The organism is Gluconobacter cerinus (genome assembly GCF_002723935.1).
GTDB classification, from domain to species: Bacteria; Pseudomonadota; Alphaproteobacteria; order Acetobacterales; family Acetobacteraceae; genus Gluconobacter; species Gluconobacter cerinus.
Genome location: NZ_BEWM01000008.1, coordinates 18066 through 35991, shown reverse-complemented (window position 1 = coordinate 35991; position 17926 = coordinate 18066). Strand labels below are relative to the sequence as shown.

The following is a 17926-nucleotide window of genomic DNA, read 5'->3' as shown; positions in this document are numbered from 1 at the left end:
AACGGGAGGGGCTTGTTTGAAGGGTTGGAGAGCAGGGCTTCGGAAACCCGAAATCCTGAGAAGTTTTCCATGACCTGTTCTCTTTCGCATGACCCCCATCAGGCTGGGGTGAGACGCATCACTCCAGCCATGATCCTGGCCGAAATGCAGTGTGAAGCCCTGCCCCGCAGCGGTGCCACCAAGGCGCAGATCCTAAGCGCTTTGCATACAGAGCCCCGGGCGCTTGGCCTTCAGCCGCGCCAGTCCGATCTGCTTGGCTTTCTGATCAGCCGCACGAAGCCGGTGGATTGGGAAGACGACAATCTTACCATCTGCTCTGTGCGCAATCGCGACATCTGCGAGCGGTTTGGGATCGAGAGATCCACGGTCAAACGCTGGCTCCGCGGCCTCAGCGAATTGGGCTGGATCATCATGCGCGATAGCCCGAATCAGCAGCGCTGGCTAAGGCGCGAGGGCCGCAATGGTGCGATCCTAGAGGGATACGGGTTCGATCTGTCCCCGCTGTCTCGGCGCTACGACGAAATGCTCCAACGCGTCGAGGCCTTCAGAGAGCGGGAGCGCGAAGGAAAACGGCTGCACAAGCGGGCGATGGTGCTTGGTCGCCGCATTACGGCCCTTTGTGCTACGGCCCTGGAGACGACGGCTGACAAGCCGACGGTCATGAGCATCCAGCAGAACGGGCATCAGCTCCTGGCGCTGCGTGGCACTGACCACGATCTGGGCATCCTGTCGCCGCTGGTTGAGCAGATGGAGGGCTTGGTCGAGCGTCTGGAAGCCATGATTGCAGGGGCTGACCCTGTGGAAATGGACCCCATGGGGCGCACTGATGGACCCCATAATACTGATACAAACCCAAATACTATAACTAAAGTTACTGTAAGCGGAGCCGGCTGCGCCGGCGTTGGCATAAAAGAGGTGGTAGTTGGGTCTGACAGTGCCTCCCGTTCCAAGGCTTCACCGCTTCGGGGCTTCAAGGCCGGACCGAATTTCCTTCTCCAGCTTGTTCCTGATTTGCGAGATCTCTGCACAACCAGTCGCCCACATGAGGCCGAGCTGATCGAGGCCGTCGAGATGCTGACAGGCTCTCTGGGAATTTCGTCTCATGCTTGGCGTCAGGCGTGCAGCGTCATGGGCCGTTATGAAGCGGCCGTGGCGGTCTGCGTGATCTCGGCAAAGGCACGAAAGGGCAAAGTCAGATCGGCTGGTGGTCTGCTACGCGCCATGATCGAGCGCCACCTCGACGGAACGCTTGCTCTGGACCGGACCCTCTATGGGCTAGCGTCGGATCTTTCGTCCGATGGGACCTACCATTGACGCATCAGTCGCAGATTGAGCCTGCAAACTGGGCGAGTGAAAGGAGAACTGTATGTTGGCACATGAAGCACAGGACACGGCATCTGCTGAGACCACCGTTCAGACCGGAGGAATTGCGGTGGATCGTCTCAAATCCATCATTGAGCGTGTTGAGCGCCTGGAAGAAGAACGAAAGGCGCTGGCCGGTGATATCAAGGACATCTTTAGCGAGGCCAAGTCGGCCGGGTTCGACGTCAAGACCATCAAACAGATCCTGAAGCTGCGGAAAATGGAGCCTGCCCAGGTCGAGGAACAGGAAACCCTGCTGGACATCTATCGCCGTGCTCTGGGAATGTGACTTACTGGTGTGTCCATTGCGGACACACCTCGAAGGAGAGACCAAATTTATACGCCAGCAATAGCGGCATTGTCCTACCGTGTGGCCATGGTATCCGGGAGTGTTGGGATCAGTTTGATCTTGGCCGGCTATGCGCGGGTGAAGTATCTGCGGTCTAACCCATCCTCGTCAGGCCTGTCGTCTGCGGCGGTTGAGCGACTTCTTCTGATTGTTTTCTGCGGTACGCTCGTCAACATCACCGTCGCTTTCCTCACCCTCTGAGCGTGGTTGCCAGCCAATCCGCTCAAGAGTCGGAAACGATAAGAAGATGTTCTGGACAGGGCGCAGTCCCGTTACTACGCCTGCGCCTCAAAGGATCTTGCGTCCTGTCAGCTTCAGCCACCACGTTGACCATGGCAGAAGGCATGGAACATCAGGATGCATTCTGGACACGGCTGAAGGCTGCACATAGGCGCAAACTGGCGTTCTGGTCGTTGGTCTCCGATCCGTAAGAGTGGTTTTTCCGAAAAAATGGGTGGGCCTGCATGACACACAAACTTTATTGCCACCCGACCAGCGTGTGGATATACTTTCGACATATCCCGCATGGAGGTTAGGATGCTCACCCGCACGACGCTCTTTCTGTCCAATCGCTCTCAGGCCGTGCGCCTTCCCAAAGCAGTGGCGTTTGATGTCAGCCTAAAAGACGTCGTGATCATCCCGGATGGTCCGCGTCGCATCATCGCCCCGGCAAATGTTGCATGGGACGATTTTTTTGCGGCTTCGGGCACTCCATTGCCTGAGCGCGATCAGCCCGGAATGCAGGAGCGCGAAAGCTTCTGATGCTTCGTTATCTTCTGGATACAAACTTTTGTATTCGCGTTTTGCGTGATCGTCCACAAGGTCTGCGCGAACGTTTCAATGATAACGCTGAGGCGCTCTGCATCTCCGACGTTGTTCTTTACGAACTTCTTTACGGAGCTGAAAAGTCTCAAAATCCGCTCAAGACCCGTCGTGAAGTCGAGCATTTTGCAGCCCGTCTGTCTGTGTTGCCGTTTGATGATGATGCCGCAGTCCATACAGCGGAAATCAGGGCATACCTGGAAACGCGTGGCTGTGTCATCGGTCCGTACGATTTGATGATTGCCGGTCATGCGCGAAGCAGGGGGCTTGTCGTCGTGACCGGAAACCTACGAGAATTTACGCGTGTAAATGGGTTGCGATCTGAGGATTGGACGGCAGATTAGGAGGGAGAGCGGAAGGTCTGCTATGGAGACATATTGATAGTGGAAGCTGACATTCAGATCATATTAAATCTACTTCAAATATCTAAAATAAATGAAAAATTTAGATCTTATATAAAACAATACTATTTATAATAGCATGGTTTCTTATTATCATAAAATTTGTGTAAATCCTGCGAAGTTATTTTGAGGGCATGGTTATCGAAGTACATCATATGCCCTGCAGGGTAACGGCAAAATGATATTTCCTGTATCTGGCTAATTGGAAGATTGAGATGTCGGATATCGTAAGCCGTCAGCGAAAACGGTGCGGCCAGATCGTAGAGGCCATTTAGAAAAATGACCCTCATGCCAGGGTTTCTGGCCATCGTTTCTGCAAGGTCACCACCGGTCACCGCAGTTTCAAGAAGACGGGACCGTCCTTTCGCCTTATGACGCCAGTCCCAGACTGAACTGGTAGTGTTGTCATATATGACATAGGGGCGCTCACCATCATAGCCGAAATCCTGTCCAAGTTGTTTGTTCCAGACGGTCGTGAGTGGGGTACGGACATTTTCGTTTGAGGGATCGAAGTCCGGCGCATCGGGCGCGAGATATGACATGGGAGCAGTAGCCCGCGCATCGTAGCGGCCTGTAATCAGTGCGTCAGACTTCAGAAGTTCGCTGCGGAAGGTATTGACGTCCGGTCTAAGCGCATGGGCCCTGATTGTTTCGATGGATAGCCCCGTGTAGCGGGCAAGCTCTCCTGTTACAGCTCGTTCTGTTGTCAGGTCGAGATTTTTGCCTTGCCAGAGGGCCTGCATGTAAGTTGTTGCGGCGAAGGATTCCGCCTGCGAGATCAACGCGTTCAGGTTAAGGTTTTGATAGCCGCTTTTACGGTGAAACCACGCGATTGCGGCATAGGTAGGAAGATAGCTTAGAGTGGTCATATCCATTCCCGGGAGCCGTTCTCCGTAATTGAGGACGGTGGACATGAAAATCAATCCGTTCAGGAATATGCCGCGCTCGGCCAGCACTCGGCTTGTGACGGAAATCCGGGTTGTTCCGTAGCTTTCGCCGAACAGATAGAGCGGAACGTTCCATTTTCGGGCGCTATCGAGATAGGCCGCAACGAAATCAGCAGACGCTGCGGCGTCCTGATCCACGCCCCAGAAATCCGCATTTTTATTGTCTCTCAGAGGGTGGGAAAAGCCTGTTCCGACCGGATCGACGAAGACCAGATCGGAGGCGTCGAGTAACGTCATGGGGTTAGTGGCAGCGTTATAGTGGGCATCTTCAGCTAGGCGACTGGCTTCCGCAGGGACGCGCAGGGGCCCGAACGATCCAAGTTGAAGGAACAGCCCTGATGAGCCGGGACCGCCATTGAAGAAGAAGGTGACAGGTCGGGAGGGCGAGCGATCTGCGGTATAGGAGACATACGACAGACACGCCGTGGGATTACCTTTCGCATCGTGCAGCGTGAGTGTGGCAAGGCGTCGTTCGTAAGTCCATGTCTTTCCCTTTAGGGAAAGTTTGCCCGAAATGGCTTTGTTCAGCGCGCAGGCTGCAAAGGGTGAGCTTTCGGCGGCATGGAGCGTGAGAGGAAACAGTGCTGTTGCGATGAGGCATAGCCCAGGCAGGAAACACTGTCTTCCGGGTTCAGAACGACGCAGCATGAGACCTGACTCCATTGGGATCGATGGCACTGAAATATTCCGTATACGCTTTCGGGCTTCGGGGTGCAGAGCAGCTGACACCCCATCGGAATAACAGATGATCGCTATCCCTACGCCAGATTTCCGCAAGGACTACTGCGCTGTCCTTGAGTTTCAGGATTTCCAGTGCGCCATTCGGCAGCAGGCGCCCGCGGAGATGATCGAAGCGCTGACTCCCTTTGAAGGGATGTGGGCGGTTATCGAGGGGAATATCGAACCGAAAATGGGAGGGGGGAGCATCCGGGTTGGTTCGGTTCACGGAGTGATAGAACAGATTTCCATTCTCGATACGGAGTGAAACGCGCAGGTCCATGCTTTCATGAGGGAAAAGGCCGTTGCTCCAGCTGGAGAGCTGCCTTTCGATGGCCCAGGTACCGTTGATGCTCGGCTTCGCGGAAGGAGTCATGCAGTTTTGGCCTGTGTGTTATCGGGAGGGAGAGGGCAGGTCTGGCCTTCTTGAAGGGCCTGGGCTGTGATCCTGGCCCATCGGGTAAGACCGGGAGCAGTCGCCAGAAGATCATTGCGAATTTCGACGATGACGGCGGCGAGGCCACGTCTGTCCCCATGGAAAGGGATCGTATGGTTCGAGTGCTGCCACAGATCATAGGGCTGGTTGCGGCCGACGAGCGCGCCGCTCTGTTTTTCCATGGCCTGCGCTACGGTTTCGCCGTGCAAATGGGAGGCTCGATACAGGACGCCTGCCGCCCATGGACGAGGAACACCAGCATAGACCGGGGTAAAGGAATGAATACCTACTAGGAAGGTTTCAATCCCGCGCGCGATACGGTCTTCCAGAAATGTACTCAGGCCCTGATGAAAAGGGCGATGCCATCGTGAAAGTCGGTTTTCGCGTTCGTGCAATGTGAGGGAGAGGTTCCCTGGTACGGATGTTGTTTCGCTTCTGGTAGGAATGCATTCCTGACAGGTTTCCGGACGGTTCAGATCCGCTACGAGGCGGGAAACAGGGGCGCTTATGAGGGGAGAATCAAGCAGTCCGGCCACTATGGTCGCCATGTTCATGGCATGGATATCCCAGCCGATATGCTCTTTGGCCGCCTGGGGGGAGAGCCCGAGACCATTATATTCGTCGGGTATAAAAGATGAGGCATGTTCGCAGACGATCACATAAGGACTGCGGGAAGCGGTGTTGTGAAAAATGATGGCCTCAGAACAAGCTGGAGACGTATGTTCAGAGCTCACAATGATGCTCCCTTGCTTCAAGAAGAGGTCTGTCAGGTCGCAGCCAGAAAAAGCCGATTGCTCCGGCGCAGGCTGCAGTCGAAGGCAAAAACAGTACGTCTTCCCAAGAGCCGGTTCGTGTCACGACCCAACCAACTGCAAGCGGTATGATGCTGGCGGAAAGACTGCCCCAGAATGCTGTGCAACCCGTAACAAACCCGGTGTAGGCGCCACTGATATCCTGGACGCTGGACCACAGTGAAACCTGCACAAAGCCGATTGCACCAAGGCAGCCTGTCATGAGGCACAGAGCTAGAATGGTGCCTTGTGCATGGCTTGCGATGGCTAGTAACACTGCGCTCAGAACAAGGCCGAATATCGGGGGAACTGTTCTGACATGGCGCAGGCTGAAACCCCGTGAAGCGAGGTAATCAGCTATGATGCCAGCTAGTAATACTGAGACATACAAGGCTACCCATGGCGCTGATGAGAGCCATCCCAGATCCTTGAGGCGGACATGATGCACCTCATGTAGCCAAGTCGGAAACCAGCTTGCGTAAAATCCCTGTACGCAGATGGTGCAGAAATAGAGAAATCCTATAAGCCAGAAGCGAGGGGTCCGTAAGAGTTTGCTGCGACTGAGAGCGGACGAGGGGGCTGGGATGGACAAGTCGGGTTGCAACGAAATGCTGTCGGGTTTGTCCCTGTAAAACACCAGCCAATAAAGGCTTACGGCAATGCCAAATGCGCCAAAAATTGCAAAAGCCAGCTTCCAGGAATAGGTCAGCATTAACCAGGACGTCAGCGGCCCACTGATAATAGACCCGAGATAGATGAACCCCAGCAGAAGCGCGTTAGCGCGACTTCGGGTGACGGTAGAAAAATGTCTCCTGAGAACAAGCATGCTACTGGCCCAGTCTGGGGCCTGAGCTGCTCCCATGCCAAAGCGGGCCAGAAGGAAAGGTGCAAATCCGAGACAGAGGGGACTGACAAGAGTTGCAAGCGACCATAGGAAAGCGGCTCCGAACAGCACGCGGCGCGGGCCGAGTTTTTCTGCCAGCCAACCGGAAAGCGGTTGTAGGAGCGCATATCCCCATGTCGCGCAGGAGAGGATGAACGAAGCTTCTGGGATGCTGAACCCCAGATCCTTGCGTATGACAGGCATGGCTATCGAAATGGCATGCCTGTCCAGCGACATGAGGAAATTGATCGGTGCTAGTAAAAAAATCAGGACGATCCAGCTTTTCTCCCGCATGGCGTTACCTCAGTCTGTCAGAGGCAGGGGAAGGCGCCGGTGATTGCCCAGCGGGATGGACTGGCGGATACGTTGTGTCAGTGCGTGATCCAGATATCCCGTGACGGAGGTTTCTCCGTCAGATGCCATCGCTACGATATGGCCCCAAGGGTCGCAGATCAGGGAATGACCAAATGTTGTGCGGATCTCTCCCTTGTCGTTGCGGTGTGAGCCGTACATGCCGGTCGCCACGATCCAGACCTGATTTTCAATGGCACGGGCTCGAAGCAGAACTTCCCAGTGGTCTTTTCCCGTTTGAAGAGTAAAGGCAGCAGGGAGAAAAATAATTTCTGCCCCTTCGTCGCGCAGGGCGCGGAAAAGCTCGGGAAAACGCAGATCATAGCAGATCGTGAATCCCGCCTTGATGCCATCTATATCGCAGATGCTCAGGGATTTCCCGTGATTGAAGTCCCGGCTTTCATTGTACACTGTGCCATCTGGGCCCGTAACGTCGAACAAATGTAATTTACGGTAGCGCGCGATTTCCTGTCCTTCCGGATTGAACATCAGGGTCGTGTTGCACAGACGCTCACCGTCAAGCTCAGCAATGGATCCACCGTGGACATAGGCACCGTATTCACGCGCGAGCTTTGCCATCGTCTGGTAAACTTCGCCTCCGGTTGCGCCGCTGCCTGGTGCCGGGAGTATTTCAGCAACCTGAAAACGCGTAGGACGGTCTGCATTCCGACAAGGCCACATTTCCGGCAGACTGATCACACGAGATTTCTGGCGGGAAAATGACTCAGCAACCAATCGGCGAACCGTTGCAATATTTTCGGCCTTTTTGTTGCCGGCATTGAACTGGATCAGGGTAACAAGCATGATTAAATATCCTCAGATGTTTTTTAGAAACCTGTCGATATCGAAACAAGAGCGGCGAAGCCGGCACCGACATCATATGTAGGCGTAGAGGCTGCAATGGTCTTTCCATTCGCTCCTTTCTGAGCCTTGGCGTTGGCCACAGGAGCGACGACACCGGACAGATATTTGGTGTTGGCAGCGTTAATGATGTTGAGCTGGATCTGAGGTTTCCGGAAAAAGCCGACGTCGCTCATCCGGTATCCTGCGTTGATGTCCAGGGTTTTGCGCTCCGGAATCCCCTGATCGTTCATGAAGGAGGAATACATTGCATCCACCCAATTGAACTGCAGGCCGCCAAAGAAATGGGAGTCATCATAATTGATACCGACTGCTGCCGTGGCTTTCGGGCTCATAGGAGCCACTCGCCCCTTCGTGGGAAGGTAAGTCCCGCCGGTATAGAAGTTGTCATCGATGGACGCATGCAGGTACGAAATTGACGCATAGGGCGAGATATGATGCCAACGCTTCAGCCCGATCTCGGCCTCCGCGCCGCGTGTCGTCTGTCCGCCAACATTCAGATACTGCGTAGTTAGGACGCCATTTAAAGGAGCAGTTGCGGAAAGTTGACGGTTTTTGAAGTTATAATTGAATACCCCAATAGAAGCGTTGAAAATCCCAGTGTAGCGATATCCGAGTTCCTCGGAGATAGAGTATTCAGGTTTAACTGAAGAACTGCCATGAGATGTGATCTTGCCGGTTGAGACACTGATTGTATCATAAAATGGCGTGTCACCGACTGGCGTTCGGAACGCTGTGTTGACGTTGAAGAAAACCTGATGCTCGGAATTGAACCTGTAATGGATGCTCATGCGGGGCAAGGGGATTGCATAGCTGGCTCCAGCATAATAACGCGCACCAGGAAGCATGTTGGTTCCACGTAAATCCACCATGGCTTCCCTGAAACCTGCGGATATTTTCAGTTTGTCATGGAGCAGAGAAACGGTGTCCTGGACGTAAAGTGCTGTCGTCTGCTGAATTTCATGCAGATTGGTGCTGTATAGGATTGATCCATTGGCCATTGTGAGGGCATAGCCGCCATAAAGATTGGCGGCTTGGCCATTCCCGCCGACAGCAGCATATGACGTCATGGCCCTACGATCGACGTTATTATACCACGCACCCACTTCAAGAAGGTTGATCCCCCTGCGATAGGCTAGTCCCGTCGTAATGCCACTGGAGAACGTATAACCGGCAGCCATCGCCGCGACGACACCACGGCCAGTGCTCAGGTCTTCCAGCCCGAGATCGCCTGCTGCCTGTGTGCCGGAATAGCTCCCGCTATTGCTGAGCGTCGTACCATTTGGAACGCTGCCGCTCATCCAGAAATAATAAGGTGTGGCTGTCAGGGAGAGGCCGTGGCCGAGATTAAACTGTGACGGTAAAGAAATCATTACGCGTGATCGGCGGTTGATCCAGAGTTTATAATAATTCGCTTGTCCGCTTTTGAAAGACGTAGCGAGATTATAGTGCGTCCCGTATTGCTGCCACTGACTTAATGTCAGGTAATTTTGCCATGCGTTCTGTAGGCGATTATAGGTCACAACGGCAGCCACACGGTTGCCGTTTCCCCATTCTTTCACGAATTTGCTGTCGACATGATAGCGGGTGTTGTTGCCTGGACCACGCCAGTTGTCGTTGGTTGTGTAAGAAAAAGACGTGAAATTTCGGATCCCGCTGTGGCCAATCTCGCCGGAATCAAGCCGAATAAATTCGCGGAACGCATTGTTGGTGCCAAAACTGGAACCTAGATATCCGCCGCGATGAAAGGATGGATCACGCAGGGATGAACTGACAAGCGCGCCCACTGCATTCAGTACTGGTGCAGACATGTCGGGTGAGCCCTGACGGATCTCGAAACGACCAATATTTTCTGAATCCGACCATTCTGATGAATCCGCCACATGATTGATCTGGTCATCAGCGGGCATTCCCTCGAATTCCCAGCCAATTTCGTTCTGTTGCATTCCGCGGATCATCACGTTGGAACGATCGCTGACACCAAGAGGATCGGTCTTGGCCACTGTTACGCCGGGTGCCATTTGCATCAAACTAAAAAGGTTGCTTGTGGGCACCTGTTTTGCGATGAAATCCCGGCTGGCACCACTGACCATTGCCGCGTCATCACGTGGTGGGAGCAGTCCCCCGCCAGGTGTCTGGTTCGTAACCCCGGTCGGGCTATGAAGACCTTCAGCAAACACCCGTAACTCTTCCGCGTTACCGTGCGCCTGAATTCCATCAGCAGCAGTCTTTTGAGACGCCACAGGAGTGTGACGTTCGCGGCTATTTGCTACTGATAAGCTTTTCGCCCGAGCCTCACCGATGCTGCTGGATAGTGCAGTCATGGACATCAGCACGAATAGAGTCTTGTTCCGCACGCCCTTTTCCTCTTTCGCAGAAGGCGGATCCCGGGAAGCTTCAGGATCACATATTTCATATCCGTCCCGGAACAGTATTGACGAACCTGGATGGAGCTCACAAATGTTATGTTGTTATTGAACATTTAATTCTGGTTTTTAATGATCACCAGCAGAACAGAGCCGTTTCCGGACACCTGCCCCGGAAGTGGTGCTCTCTTCCGATGACAATTCTTTCCATCCTATAACGTGCATATCAAGTGATATGTTGTTATTGAACATTTAAAATACGGACCTTGAAGTGAATAATATAAATAACGTATCTTCTGAGTGGTTATCGGGACATCTGCCCGATCGAACATCTGCTGGCATCAGCCGCCGGACGCGTTTTCTCATTCAATCCGGTCTGCTACCTCTTGGCAGCCGTCTGCCCTCTCTTCGGGATCTGGCTTTCTGCATGCAGATCAGTCCAGCAACCCTATGTCTTGCCTGGGCAGAGCTTCGGGAAGACGGCCTCATTGAAGGGAGAGGGCGGCTTGGCAGTTGGGTCTGTCGATCATCTTCGTCACCTCGTCCCAAGCGGCGCGGTGTTCAGAAACATGCAGGGCAAGACATCATCAACCTCTCTGCCGCCATCCCTGACCGATCCCTGCTGCCACCTCTGAACGAGGCTCTGGCGCACGTGGCTCAGGCCCCAGACATTAATTCCTACGCAAAGATCCGTATTACGGCCGCTCTTGAGAGGGTGTGCAGGACAACCTGGCCTTATGAGAGCGAAGGTTTCCTTGCGACTAACGGCGGCTTCTGCGCTCTTAATGAAACTTTTTCGGTGCTCCTGTCCCGCGGGAGTGTTGTCGCGGTCGAGACACCAACAGCAACTGCGACTCTCGATATACTTGAGCGTCTGGGCGTAAAAATCATTCCAGTCGTCTGCGACGCTGACGGGCCGTGTCTTCATTCTCTAAGGGCAGCTTTGACACATGAGCCAGCTGCGTTTGTCTTTCAGCCACGCGTCAATGGTATCACGGGGCAAAGCGTCCACCCGGACCGGTTAAAGGCCATAGCAGAAACTTTCAGTGTAAAGCCGCTCTGGATCATCGAGTGGGACGCCTTGGACGCCCTCTCCCTCGTTCCCCCTTGTAGCTTGGGCAAGTGGCATCCGTATTACACGGTTCATATTCGCTCTTATTCCAAAAGCATGTCTCCCGATCTGAGGCTTGCCGTTGTGTCCGCATCTTCTGAAGTCATAGGAAAAATTCAGGAATTTCGGGCTTTCGGGGCGGGTTGGACAAGTCGTATTCTTCAGGAGGCCACGGCTTATCTGCTTGCAAACAAAACTGCTCAGGAATGCATACAGAATGCACGTTCTGTATATCTAAATAGAAGGCGATGCCTTTCTGACGTATTGAATAGATATAATTTATCGGTAGATAGGATTGGAAGTGGTCTTTCCCTTTGGATGGGAGTGGATGATGAAAAAAAATCAATAGATTTTCTAAAGAAAAACAGAATTATTGTTTCATCCGGTTCGAAGCACTCTCTTGTAAAATCATCCTATATCCGTGTTTCCTATTCGAACCTCGAGAAGGATTACGAATTAATTGGAAATCTTATCGTGAAATCTGCGAGTTACGCATGAGGCAATGACGCCAGATTTTTCGCACGCCATAGACGCTGAAATGCTCCGAGAAAGCCTGTAGAATTTTCAGTTTCAACTTCGGCTTTCTTGACACATTCGTTCAGCGTATGCACGGAACAGCCATGCTTGCTAATAACCGATATCATATCTGGATAGACCGGATGAACCTATCACCCACTAAGTAAGGCATACGTCCGATGGAAACCGAGTAGGGGAGCTGCAATCCGGATAGACGGATTATCTAGCTGATCGGATACTTGGTTACGTCAAGTTCATGAACTCGCGTATTTGATCTCTCAAAAAATGATGATCGCTTCGCAGCAATCCTTGATCGGGAAATACCTCGCTGTAGAGAGAAACGACGCGAACTGAATGGTCTACAACTCGCGGCTTAGAAGAATAAATCTTCCCGGAGGCAATAGCCTGACCAAGTTACAGGATGGCAGAGTGTCCGCTATGCGGAAAGCACCCCGGAGTGACTGTATGACTGACATGAGAGCGTAAGCAGCATGTCTGCTTTGCGTTGCCGGGAAGCGGACATGGGCGGATCCTCACCCTATGCGGCAGCTACCTTTGTGCCAGTCTCTTCGGTTCGATATTCTCCCCATGCCTGCCGCAGGATCTGCACCGCCGACGACAGGAAAATGCCAGCCATGATCGCGGCCACCGCAAGGTCGGGCCATGCGCTGGTAGTGATCCAGACGCCGAGCGCCGCGCCCATGACGATCAGGTTGCCGATCGCATCGTTGCGAGAGCAGAGCCACACCGAGCGCACGTTGGCGTCGCCATCCTTGTAGGGTAGGAGCAGGAACATCGAGGCAAGGTTTGCGGCCAGCGCCAGAACGCCGATCGCACCCATGACCTCGGCCTGTGGAACGCCGAGAATCAGCGTGTGGTAGACGGTGAACCCGAACACCCACAGCGCCATTAGCGACAGCGAGACGCCCTTGGCGAGTGCCGCCGTGGCTCGCGTGCGCAGGCTCGCACCGATCACCGCCAGGCTCAGACCGTAGGTGACGGTATCGGCCAGGAAGTCTAGCGCGTCGGCCTTGAGGGCCTGCGAGCCAACGAGCTGTCCCGCTGCCATTTCGGTCAAGAACATCGCGCCATTGATCACGATCACCGTCCACAGGACGCGCTTGTAGCGCGGGTCTACACCGTCGAAGACCGGGACACCCTTCGGGCAGCAGCTATCCGCGACAGTGCCGCATGTCGTCACCTCGACGGTTGGTGTGACGGTTTTCGTGGGCGCGGCCAGAGGTGACGGAACGCAACAGGCGGGCTCGGATTTGCAGCAGTTCTTGGACATGGGTGACTCCTTCTCGGGATCACCCTACAATCTCTAGCCACTGGAGATTCAAGAGCAAAACACCATGAGCATCTCGATTGGCGAGCTGGCGCGGCGCACTGGGGTCAAGGTGCCGACGATCCGTTACTACGAAGGCGTAGGGCTTCTTCCGACACCGGCCCGAACGCAAGGGCGCCAAAGGCGCTTCGGCGCGGAAGAGGTGGCCCGACTCAACTTCATTCGCCATGCCCGCCAGTTGGGTTTCGAGGTCGCCGACGTTCGTGAGTTGCTGACGCTCAGCGAGCAGCGGGAGCGTCCCTGCGGCGAGGTGGACGCCATCGCCCGCCGGCACGTCGAGAATATTGACCGACGGATTGGGGAGCTGGTGGCACTGCGCGCCGAGCTGCAACGCTCGCTAGATCGGTGTGCGCACGGCACGGTCGAGGAATGCCGAGTGATCGAAGTGCTGGGCGACGGGAGCGACAAGGTTTAGCGAAAGGCCGCTCAGAGTACCCCTGTCACACCGAATCAGAATGTCCGCTTCCACAGGTCGTTCGCTCGAAGCGGGCCGACTGCAATCCCCCTAAGCCGCCTGTCGGCTCAGCAGAAAAGAGCAGACAGGCGGCAGTCGCCTTCATCTCGGTCATACAGGCGGTTGGGAGAGTTTCCGGAAAGCCGACATGAATCATCCGACGCTCTGTCGACAAAGACGGATAGCGGACTTACGCATACATTTTATCCTGTTGAGGTTCGAATCTCACCAGGCGGGCCAACGGGGACGGCCATCTCCGTTGGCCCTCACGCCGTTCTTGACACGCCAAGTGTGTCAGCAAGATTTCAGTTATTCTGTGTTGCCAGATTGCTGGCCATACAGAATTCTGTTATCTGCCTGCTAACTTACGCTGATGAGAGGAACGGAATCATGGCGAACAGCAAAGTGACTGAAGCGCTGGATTCTACCAACCGTCCCTCAGCCGAGAAGCTTGAAACCCTGAATTTCAAGGTTCCGGTCGACTTCAAGAAGGCATTTAAAGGATACGCCGTCGCCCAAGGTATGACGATGGTCGACTTGCTGCGTGAAGGGTTTGAATTCAGCAAAGCCAGCCGTAAGTCGTGATGCAGCCGATCAGGAACGGAACATAACATGTCCGCCATCGGCGATAGAACGGCCTGGATCGAACAACTGGATGTCAGCGATGTCCAGATCGATGGTCTTATTCGGATTGCGGGGTATTTGCCCGAAGGGCGTCCGCCCGAGGAAGTCGTGGCGATGGAGAAGGCCGCCTCATACGGCGCCTATGCGGTATTCTTCGAAGCGGAAACCCAAGGTAGGGCGGGTGCGCCACAAGCCTTCATATTCGTTGGCAATGGTCCGGCCGATGATCCTGCGTTCGCAGAACTGCATAAGCGGATCTGGAGTTGGGGCGGAGTTCCACTTCTTTATCGCCGCCTTCCGGGTCTGATTCAGCTGTTCCGCTGCGCCCACAAGGCTGATTTTGTTTCGGCTTCTGGCGATCTCGTTTGCAAACCGGTCAAGACTTTGGCTCTCGCCGCACGCATCAACGCTCGCGAAGCGTGGTGGGACGCCGAACGGCTTCGGAATAGCACCCTGTGGGATGACCCGGCCGCGTGCAAGCTACTGCTTTCCTCGTCCAAATCCGCGCATCGTCGTCTGGTCGATGCGGTCGGCGATCTGCATAACCGATTGAAACAAAGTGGACTGCTGAACGCCAGGCTTCGTCGTCGGCTGCTCATCCTCTCCCTGCTCATTGCCTATCTGGAAGAGCGTGGCGCATTGCCTGCTGACTTTTTCGGGCAATTCAGCGAAGGTGCCACTCGTTTTTTCCATGTCATGGCGGACGGCCCAGCACTGGTCCAAATTTTTCGCGCCCTTGAAACCCGCTTTAACGGCCATGTTTTCAGGATTGAGGACGAAGACCGGGCTGCTCTTGAAAACAGCACCGAACTACATGGATTCAGCACTCTGTTAGAGGGGCGCGAGGAGGTTGGGGGGCAACTCAACCTATGGGCGCTCTACTCGTTCCGCGATCTACCGGTCGAGGTTATCAGTCATATCTATCAACTGTTCGTCTCCGACACCGACAGTTCAGTCTATACGCCTCCCTCACTTGTCCGATTGATGCTAGACGAGGCCTTGAGCTGGCGACGGTTGGACCGGCTGATCGACCGGGGTGAACTCATTCTCGATCCAGCCTGTGGCTCGGGAATCTTTCTGGTCGAGGCCTATAAGCGACTGGTGCTGCACTGGCGAAGCCGAAACGGCTGGGCCAAGCCAGGCGTCGATGTTTTGCGCACATTGATCGAACGGCTTCGTGGGATTGACGTCGAAGGTGGCGCGATAGAACTGGCGGCCTTCAGCTTGTGCTTGGCGCTGTGTGATGCGCTGGAGCCCGAGGATATCCGGGCAAGCGTTCAGCTTTTTCCTAAGCTCACGGACCGGACCCTGATCGAAGCCTGCTTTTTCGAGGCGAGAGAGAAAGCACGCATCGATGGCCCGGTGGGGGTTGTGGTTGGAAATCCGCCGTTTGAATCGGCCCTCAAGACCGAGGGCGCGCAGCGAAGCTATGCACGTTTCACAGAAGCGCTCGGTGCCGGGGCAGACAAGCAGGTGGCTTATCTGTTTCTGGCGGAGACCATGGAACTGCTGGCTCCGGGCGGCGTGCTCTCCATGCTTCAGCAGTACAACCTGATCTACAACGCCAGCTCCGCGCCCGTACGCGCAGCCTTCTTTAAGCGTTGGGATGTGCGCGAAATCCTTGACTTCGTGTCGATCCGTGGCCTGTTCAGTAAAGGGGGCGCAGACACCAAGATCGTCGCCGTGGTAGCGGAAGCGAGCGAGGCGCCGCAAGATCGCAGAATCTTGCACGCGGTGTTTCGTCGCGCCGGACGTGCCGACGCCGAACAGGGTTTCGACATCGACTATTATGATCTGCACTGGCTGCCGCGCAGTGAGGTGCTGTCTGAACCTAGCCCGGATATTTGGCGCGCCGGCCTTCTCGGCGGCGCTCGAGCCTACGGCCTCGTAAAACGGCTCAAACGATATCGCACGCTCAAGCAGCATGCGGCCGAGCGCGGCTGGCATGTCCGAGAAGGATTCGTCGAGGGCAAGAAAGGCGTATCTCGCAGCGCGGACCATCTGATCGGAAAGCCGCTTTTGCCCTCGGCGGCCCTGACGCTGGACGGCATCGACAAAAGCCAGATCACCGTTGTGCCTGACAAGCCGATCGAGGGGCCTCGTTCGGCCGAGCTCTTTACGCCGCCCATGCTTCTAGTAAGAGAACATGAGGACTTGCCTCATGCAATCTGGTCCGCAGATTACCTTACCTTCAAGAACCAGATCGTCGGATTCGCGCAGGCCCAACGCGATGATCTCGAAGTACTAGCGCGCTGGCTGGAGGCGGAGTCGATTCCGCTACGCGCCTATGCCGCCGGGATCAGTACCAAGCTTTTCACCCAAAAGGCGACGAATGTCGCCGGAGCCGATGTGCTCGCCTTGCCCTTCCCCGAGGACGGCGATCTCGACCTTAGCGACAATGAACGGATCATCGCCGAGGATATCGTCTTCCAATATCGGGAATTCATTCGCAAAGGCAGTGAATCCCGCCTTCTGCGTGAGGACGCCGGACCGGCACTCGAAGACTTCGCGCGTCTGTTCTGTAAGCAGATCGGAGCAGTCTATCGTGCAAAGCCGCTGGTCAGCCTGCCTCCACGACGCTGGCCCGGCATCGTCTGCCATCCCTTCGTATTCGGGAGTGGGATGATTGACTGGGAAGGTGAGGAGTCTCTGCACGGGAAAGTCGATGCTCTTCTTCGCGAACAAAAGGGCGCATCGGTCTCCATCACGCGTATCGCGCGAATCTATGATGGGCACTTTATCTTCCTGCTGAAACCGGACCGCCTTCGGTACTGGCTGCGTTCAGTAGCGCTACGCGACAGCGACGACGTGTTGGCCGACCTCCGAACGCAGGGGTTCTGAATGCTGGCGGATGATGACGGCGCCGATGTTCAGAGTGGCGGCTTCTCGCCTGACTTGCATCATCCGAAGGCTTGGCTTCACCAACTGATCGATTTCATTTTGGACCAATTGCCTGCTTGGCGCGATCGACCCGGCCGACGGGCGGCGGATTCAGAGACACAACTGACCTCACAGCTCTGCGCCCACCTGAACGGTGTTGCCCGTAAATCCTCGGGCTGGGACGTCCTCCAGTTCCGCATCGAGGAACCGGATGAAACAAAGCTAGCGCGGCGGATCGATCTGATCGCGGCCCCAGCGGGAGAAGTCATCTGGATCGAAGGTCGGCGGCATGACGATTTCGATCCGCTTCTTCCCATCGAATGCAAACGTCTCCCTACGCCTAAGGGTAAAGATCGGGACAAGCGCGAATATCTTCGCGTGGCGAACGGCAGCACCGGTGGTGTGCAGCGCTTCAAAGCAGGCCTTCACGGCGCGGCGCACGAACAGGCGGTAATGATCGCCTATGTTCAAGCGGGCGGCATAGCGGCGTGGATCCAACGTCTCGATTGCTGGATACGCACCTTATCGCGTGCTGGCATATCGGGCTGGAGCTGTGATGACCGTCTGAACACGGTCAGCCACGATGCACTTCGACGGGTAGCTGTCCTTTCGTCTGAACATGAACGCGAACTCACTTTGCCAAGAATTGGTCTGCGGCATCTGTGGATCGAGATGTAGCGGTCCCACGCATTTAATCGATACCATTC

General features: G+C 55.0%; 17 protein-coding genes. 10 read left to right on the top strand and 7 right to left on the bottom strand.

Annotation, left to right across the window (positions count from 1 at the left end):
• Positions 1-69 precede the first annotated feature (69 nt).
• The 5 genes from repC (at position 70) to vapC (ending at position 2877) form a co-directional block, all read left to right on the top strand.
• Entirely contained in the window at positions 70-1314 is a 1245-nt protein-coding gene (gene repC / locus GCE01_RS14640; protein ID WP_099213438.1) for a plasmid replication protein RepC, read from the top strand.
• A gap of 52 nt (positions 1315-1366) precedes the next feature.
• Positions 1367-1651, top strand: coding sequence for a DUF2312 domain-containing protein (locus tag GCE01_RS14635; RefSeq protein WP_099213437.1), 285 nt, complete (start codon positions 1367-1369; stop codon positions 1649-1651).
• Between the two features lie 69 nt (positions 1652-1720).
• Positions 1721-1912 (top strand): hypothetical protein, encoded by a 192-nt coding sequence (locus GCE01_RS14630; RefSeq protein WP_244591256.1) that lies wholly within the window; start codon positions 1721-1723, stop codon positions 1910-1912.
• 336 nt (positions 1913-2248) lie between these two features.
• Positions 2249-2473 carry a type II toxin-antitoxin system VapB family antitoxin gene (vapB, locus tag GCE01_RS14625; RefSeq protein ID WP_099213436.1) on the top strand — a complete coding sequence of 75 codons (225 nt, stop codon included), beginning with the start codon at positions 2249-2251 and terminating at the stop codon, positions 2471-2473.
• On the top strand, positions 2473-2877 hold the full coding sequence (gene vapC, locus GCE01_RS14620; protein ID WP_099213435.1) for a type II toxin-antitoxin system tRNA(fMet)-specific endonuclease VapC: 405 nt from the start codon (positions 2473-2475) through the stop codon (positions 2875-2877). Before vapB ends, vapC begins: the two co-directional genes overlap by 1 nt.
• Positions 2878-2999: 122 nt before the next feature.
• Here vapC and GCE01_RS14615 read toward each other — a convergent pair whose 3' ends face one another.
• Genes GCE01_RS14615 through GCE01_RS14590 form a run of 6 tightly spaced genes read right to left on the bottom strand, consistent with a single transcriptional unit; the run spans position 3000 to position 10277 of the window.
• Entirely contained in the window at positions 3000-4529 is a 1530-nt protein-coding gene (locus GCE01_RS14615) for a S10 family peptidase (protein WP_167386177.1), read from the bottom strand.
• Positions 4513-4974 (bottom strand): hypothetical protein, encoded by a 462-nt coding sequence (locus GCE01_RS14610; RefSeq protein ID WP_099213433.1) that lies wholly within the window; start codon positions 4972-4974, stop codon positions 4513-4515. Before GCE01_RS14610 ends, GCE01_RS14615 begins: the two co-directional genes overlap by 17 nt.
• Entirely contained in the window at positions 4971-5768 is a 798-nt protein-coding gene (locus tag GCE01_RS14605; protein ID WP_052427071.1) for an N-formylglutamate amidohydrolase, read from the bottom strand. The genes GCE01_RS14610 and GCE01_RS14605 overlap by 4 nt, the downstream gene beginning before the upstream one ends.
• Complete coding sequence (locus GCE01_RS14600) at positions 5758-7002, bottom strand: MFS transporter (RefSeq protein ID WP_045541379.1); 1245 nt, start codon at positions 7000-7002, stop codon at positions 5758-5760. The genes GCE01_RS14605 and GCE01_RS14600 overlap by 11 nt, the downstream gene beginning before the upstream one ends.
• A gap of 9 nt (positions 7003-7011) precedes the next feature.
• Positions 7012-7863 (bottom strand): carbon-nitrogen hydrolase family protein, encoded by an 852-nt coding sequence (locus tag GCE01_RS14595; protein WP_045541378.1) that lies wholly within the window; start codon positions 7861-7863, stop codon positions 7012-7014.
• Positions 7864-7886: 23 nt separating this feature from the next.
• A complete protein-coding gene (locus GCE01_RS14590; protein ID WP_099213432.1) occupies positions 7887-10277 on the bottom strand; it encodes a TonB-dependent receptor in 2391 nt (796 codons plus the stop codon).
• Between the two features lie 280 nt (positions 10278-10557).
• Between GCE01_RS14590 and GCE01_RS14585 the strand changes: the two genes are divergently transcribed.
• Positions 10558-11895: an aminotransferase-like domain-containing protein gene (locus GCE01_RS14585; RefSeq protein WP_099213431.1), complete on the top strand. Its 1338-nt coding sequence runs from the start codon at positions 10558-10560 to the stop codon at positions 11893-11895.
• Between the two features lie 556 nt (positions 11896-12451).
• On the opposite strand, the gene GCE01_RS14580 is transcribed toward GCE01_RS14585, so the two are convergent.
• Positions 12452-13204: a cation transporter gene (locus GCE01_RS14580; protein WP_099213430.1), complete on the bottom strand. Its 753-nt coding sequence runs from the start codon at positions 13202-13204 to the stop codon at positions 12452-12454.
• A gap of 64 nt (positions 13205-13268) precedes the next feature.
• Between GCE01_RS14580 and GCE01_RS14575 the strand changes: the two genes are divergently transcribed.
• The 4 genes from GCE01_RS14575 (at position 13269) to GCE01_RS14560 (ending at position 17897) form a co-directional block, all read left to right on the top strand.
• Positions 13269-13676 carry a MerR family transcriptional regulator gene (locus tag GCE01_RS14575; RefSeq protein WP_099213429.1) on the top strand — a complete coding sequence of 136 codons (408 nt, stop codon included), beginning with the start codon at positions 13269-13271 and terminating at the stop codon, positions 13674-13676.
• Between the two features lie 429 nt (positions 13677-14105).
• Positions 14106-14300, top strand: coding sequence for a hypothetical protein (locus GCE01_RS14570; RefSeq protein WP_099213458.1), 195 nt, complete (start codon positions 14106-14108; stop codon positions 14298-14300).
• A gap of 27 nt (positions 14301-14327) precedes the next feature.
• On the top strand, positions 14328-17180 hold the full coding sequence (locus tag GCE01_RS14565; protein ID WP_211516784.1) for an HsdM family class I SAM-dependent methyltransferase: 2853 nt from the start codon (positions 14328-14330) through the stop codon (positions 17178-17180).
• On the top strand, positions 17181-17897 hold the full coding sequence (locus tag GCE01_RS14560) for a hypothetical protein (RefSeq protein ID WP_099213428.1): 717 nt from the start codon (positions 17181-17183) through the stop codon (positions 17895-17897). It abuts the gene before it with no gap.
• Positions 17898-17926: the final 29 nt, after the last annotated feature.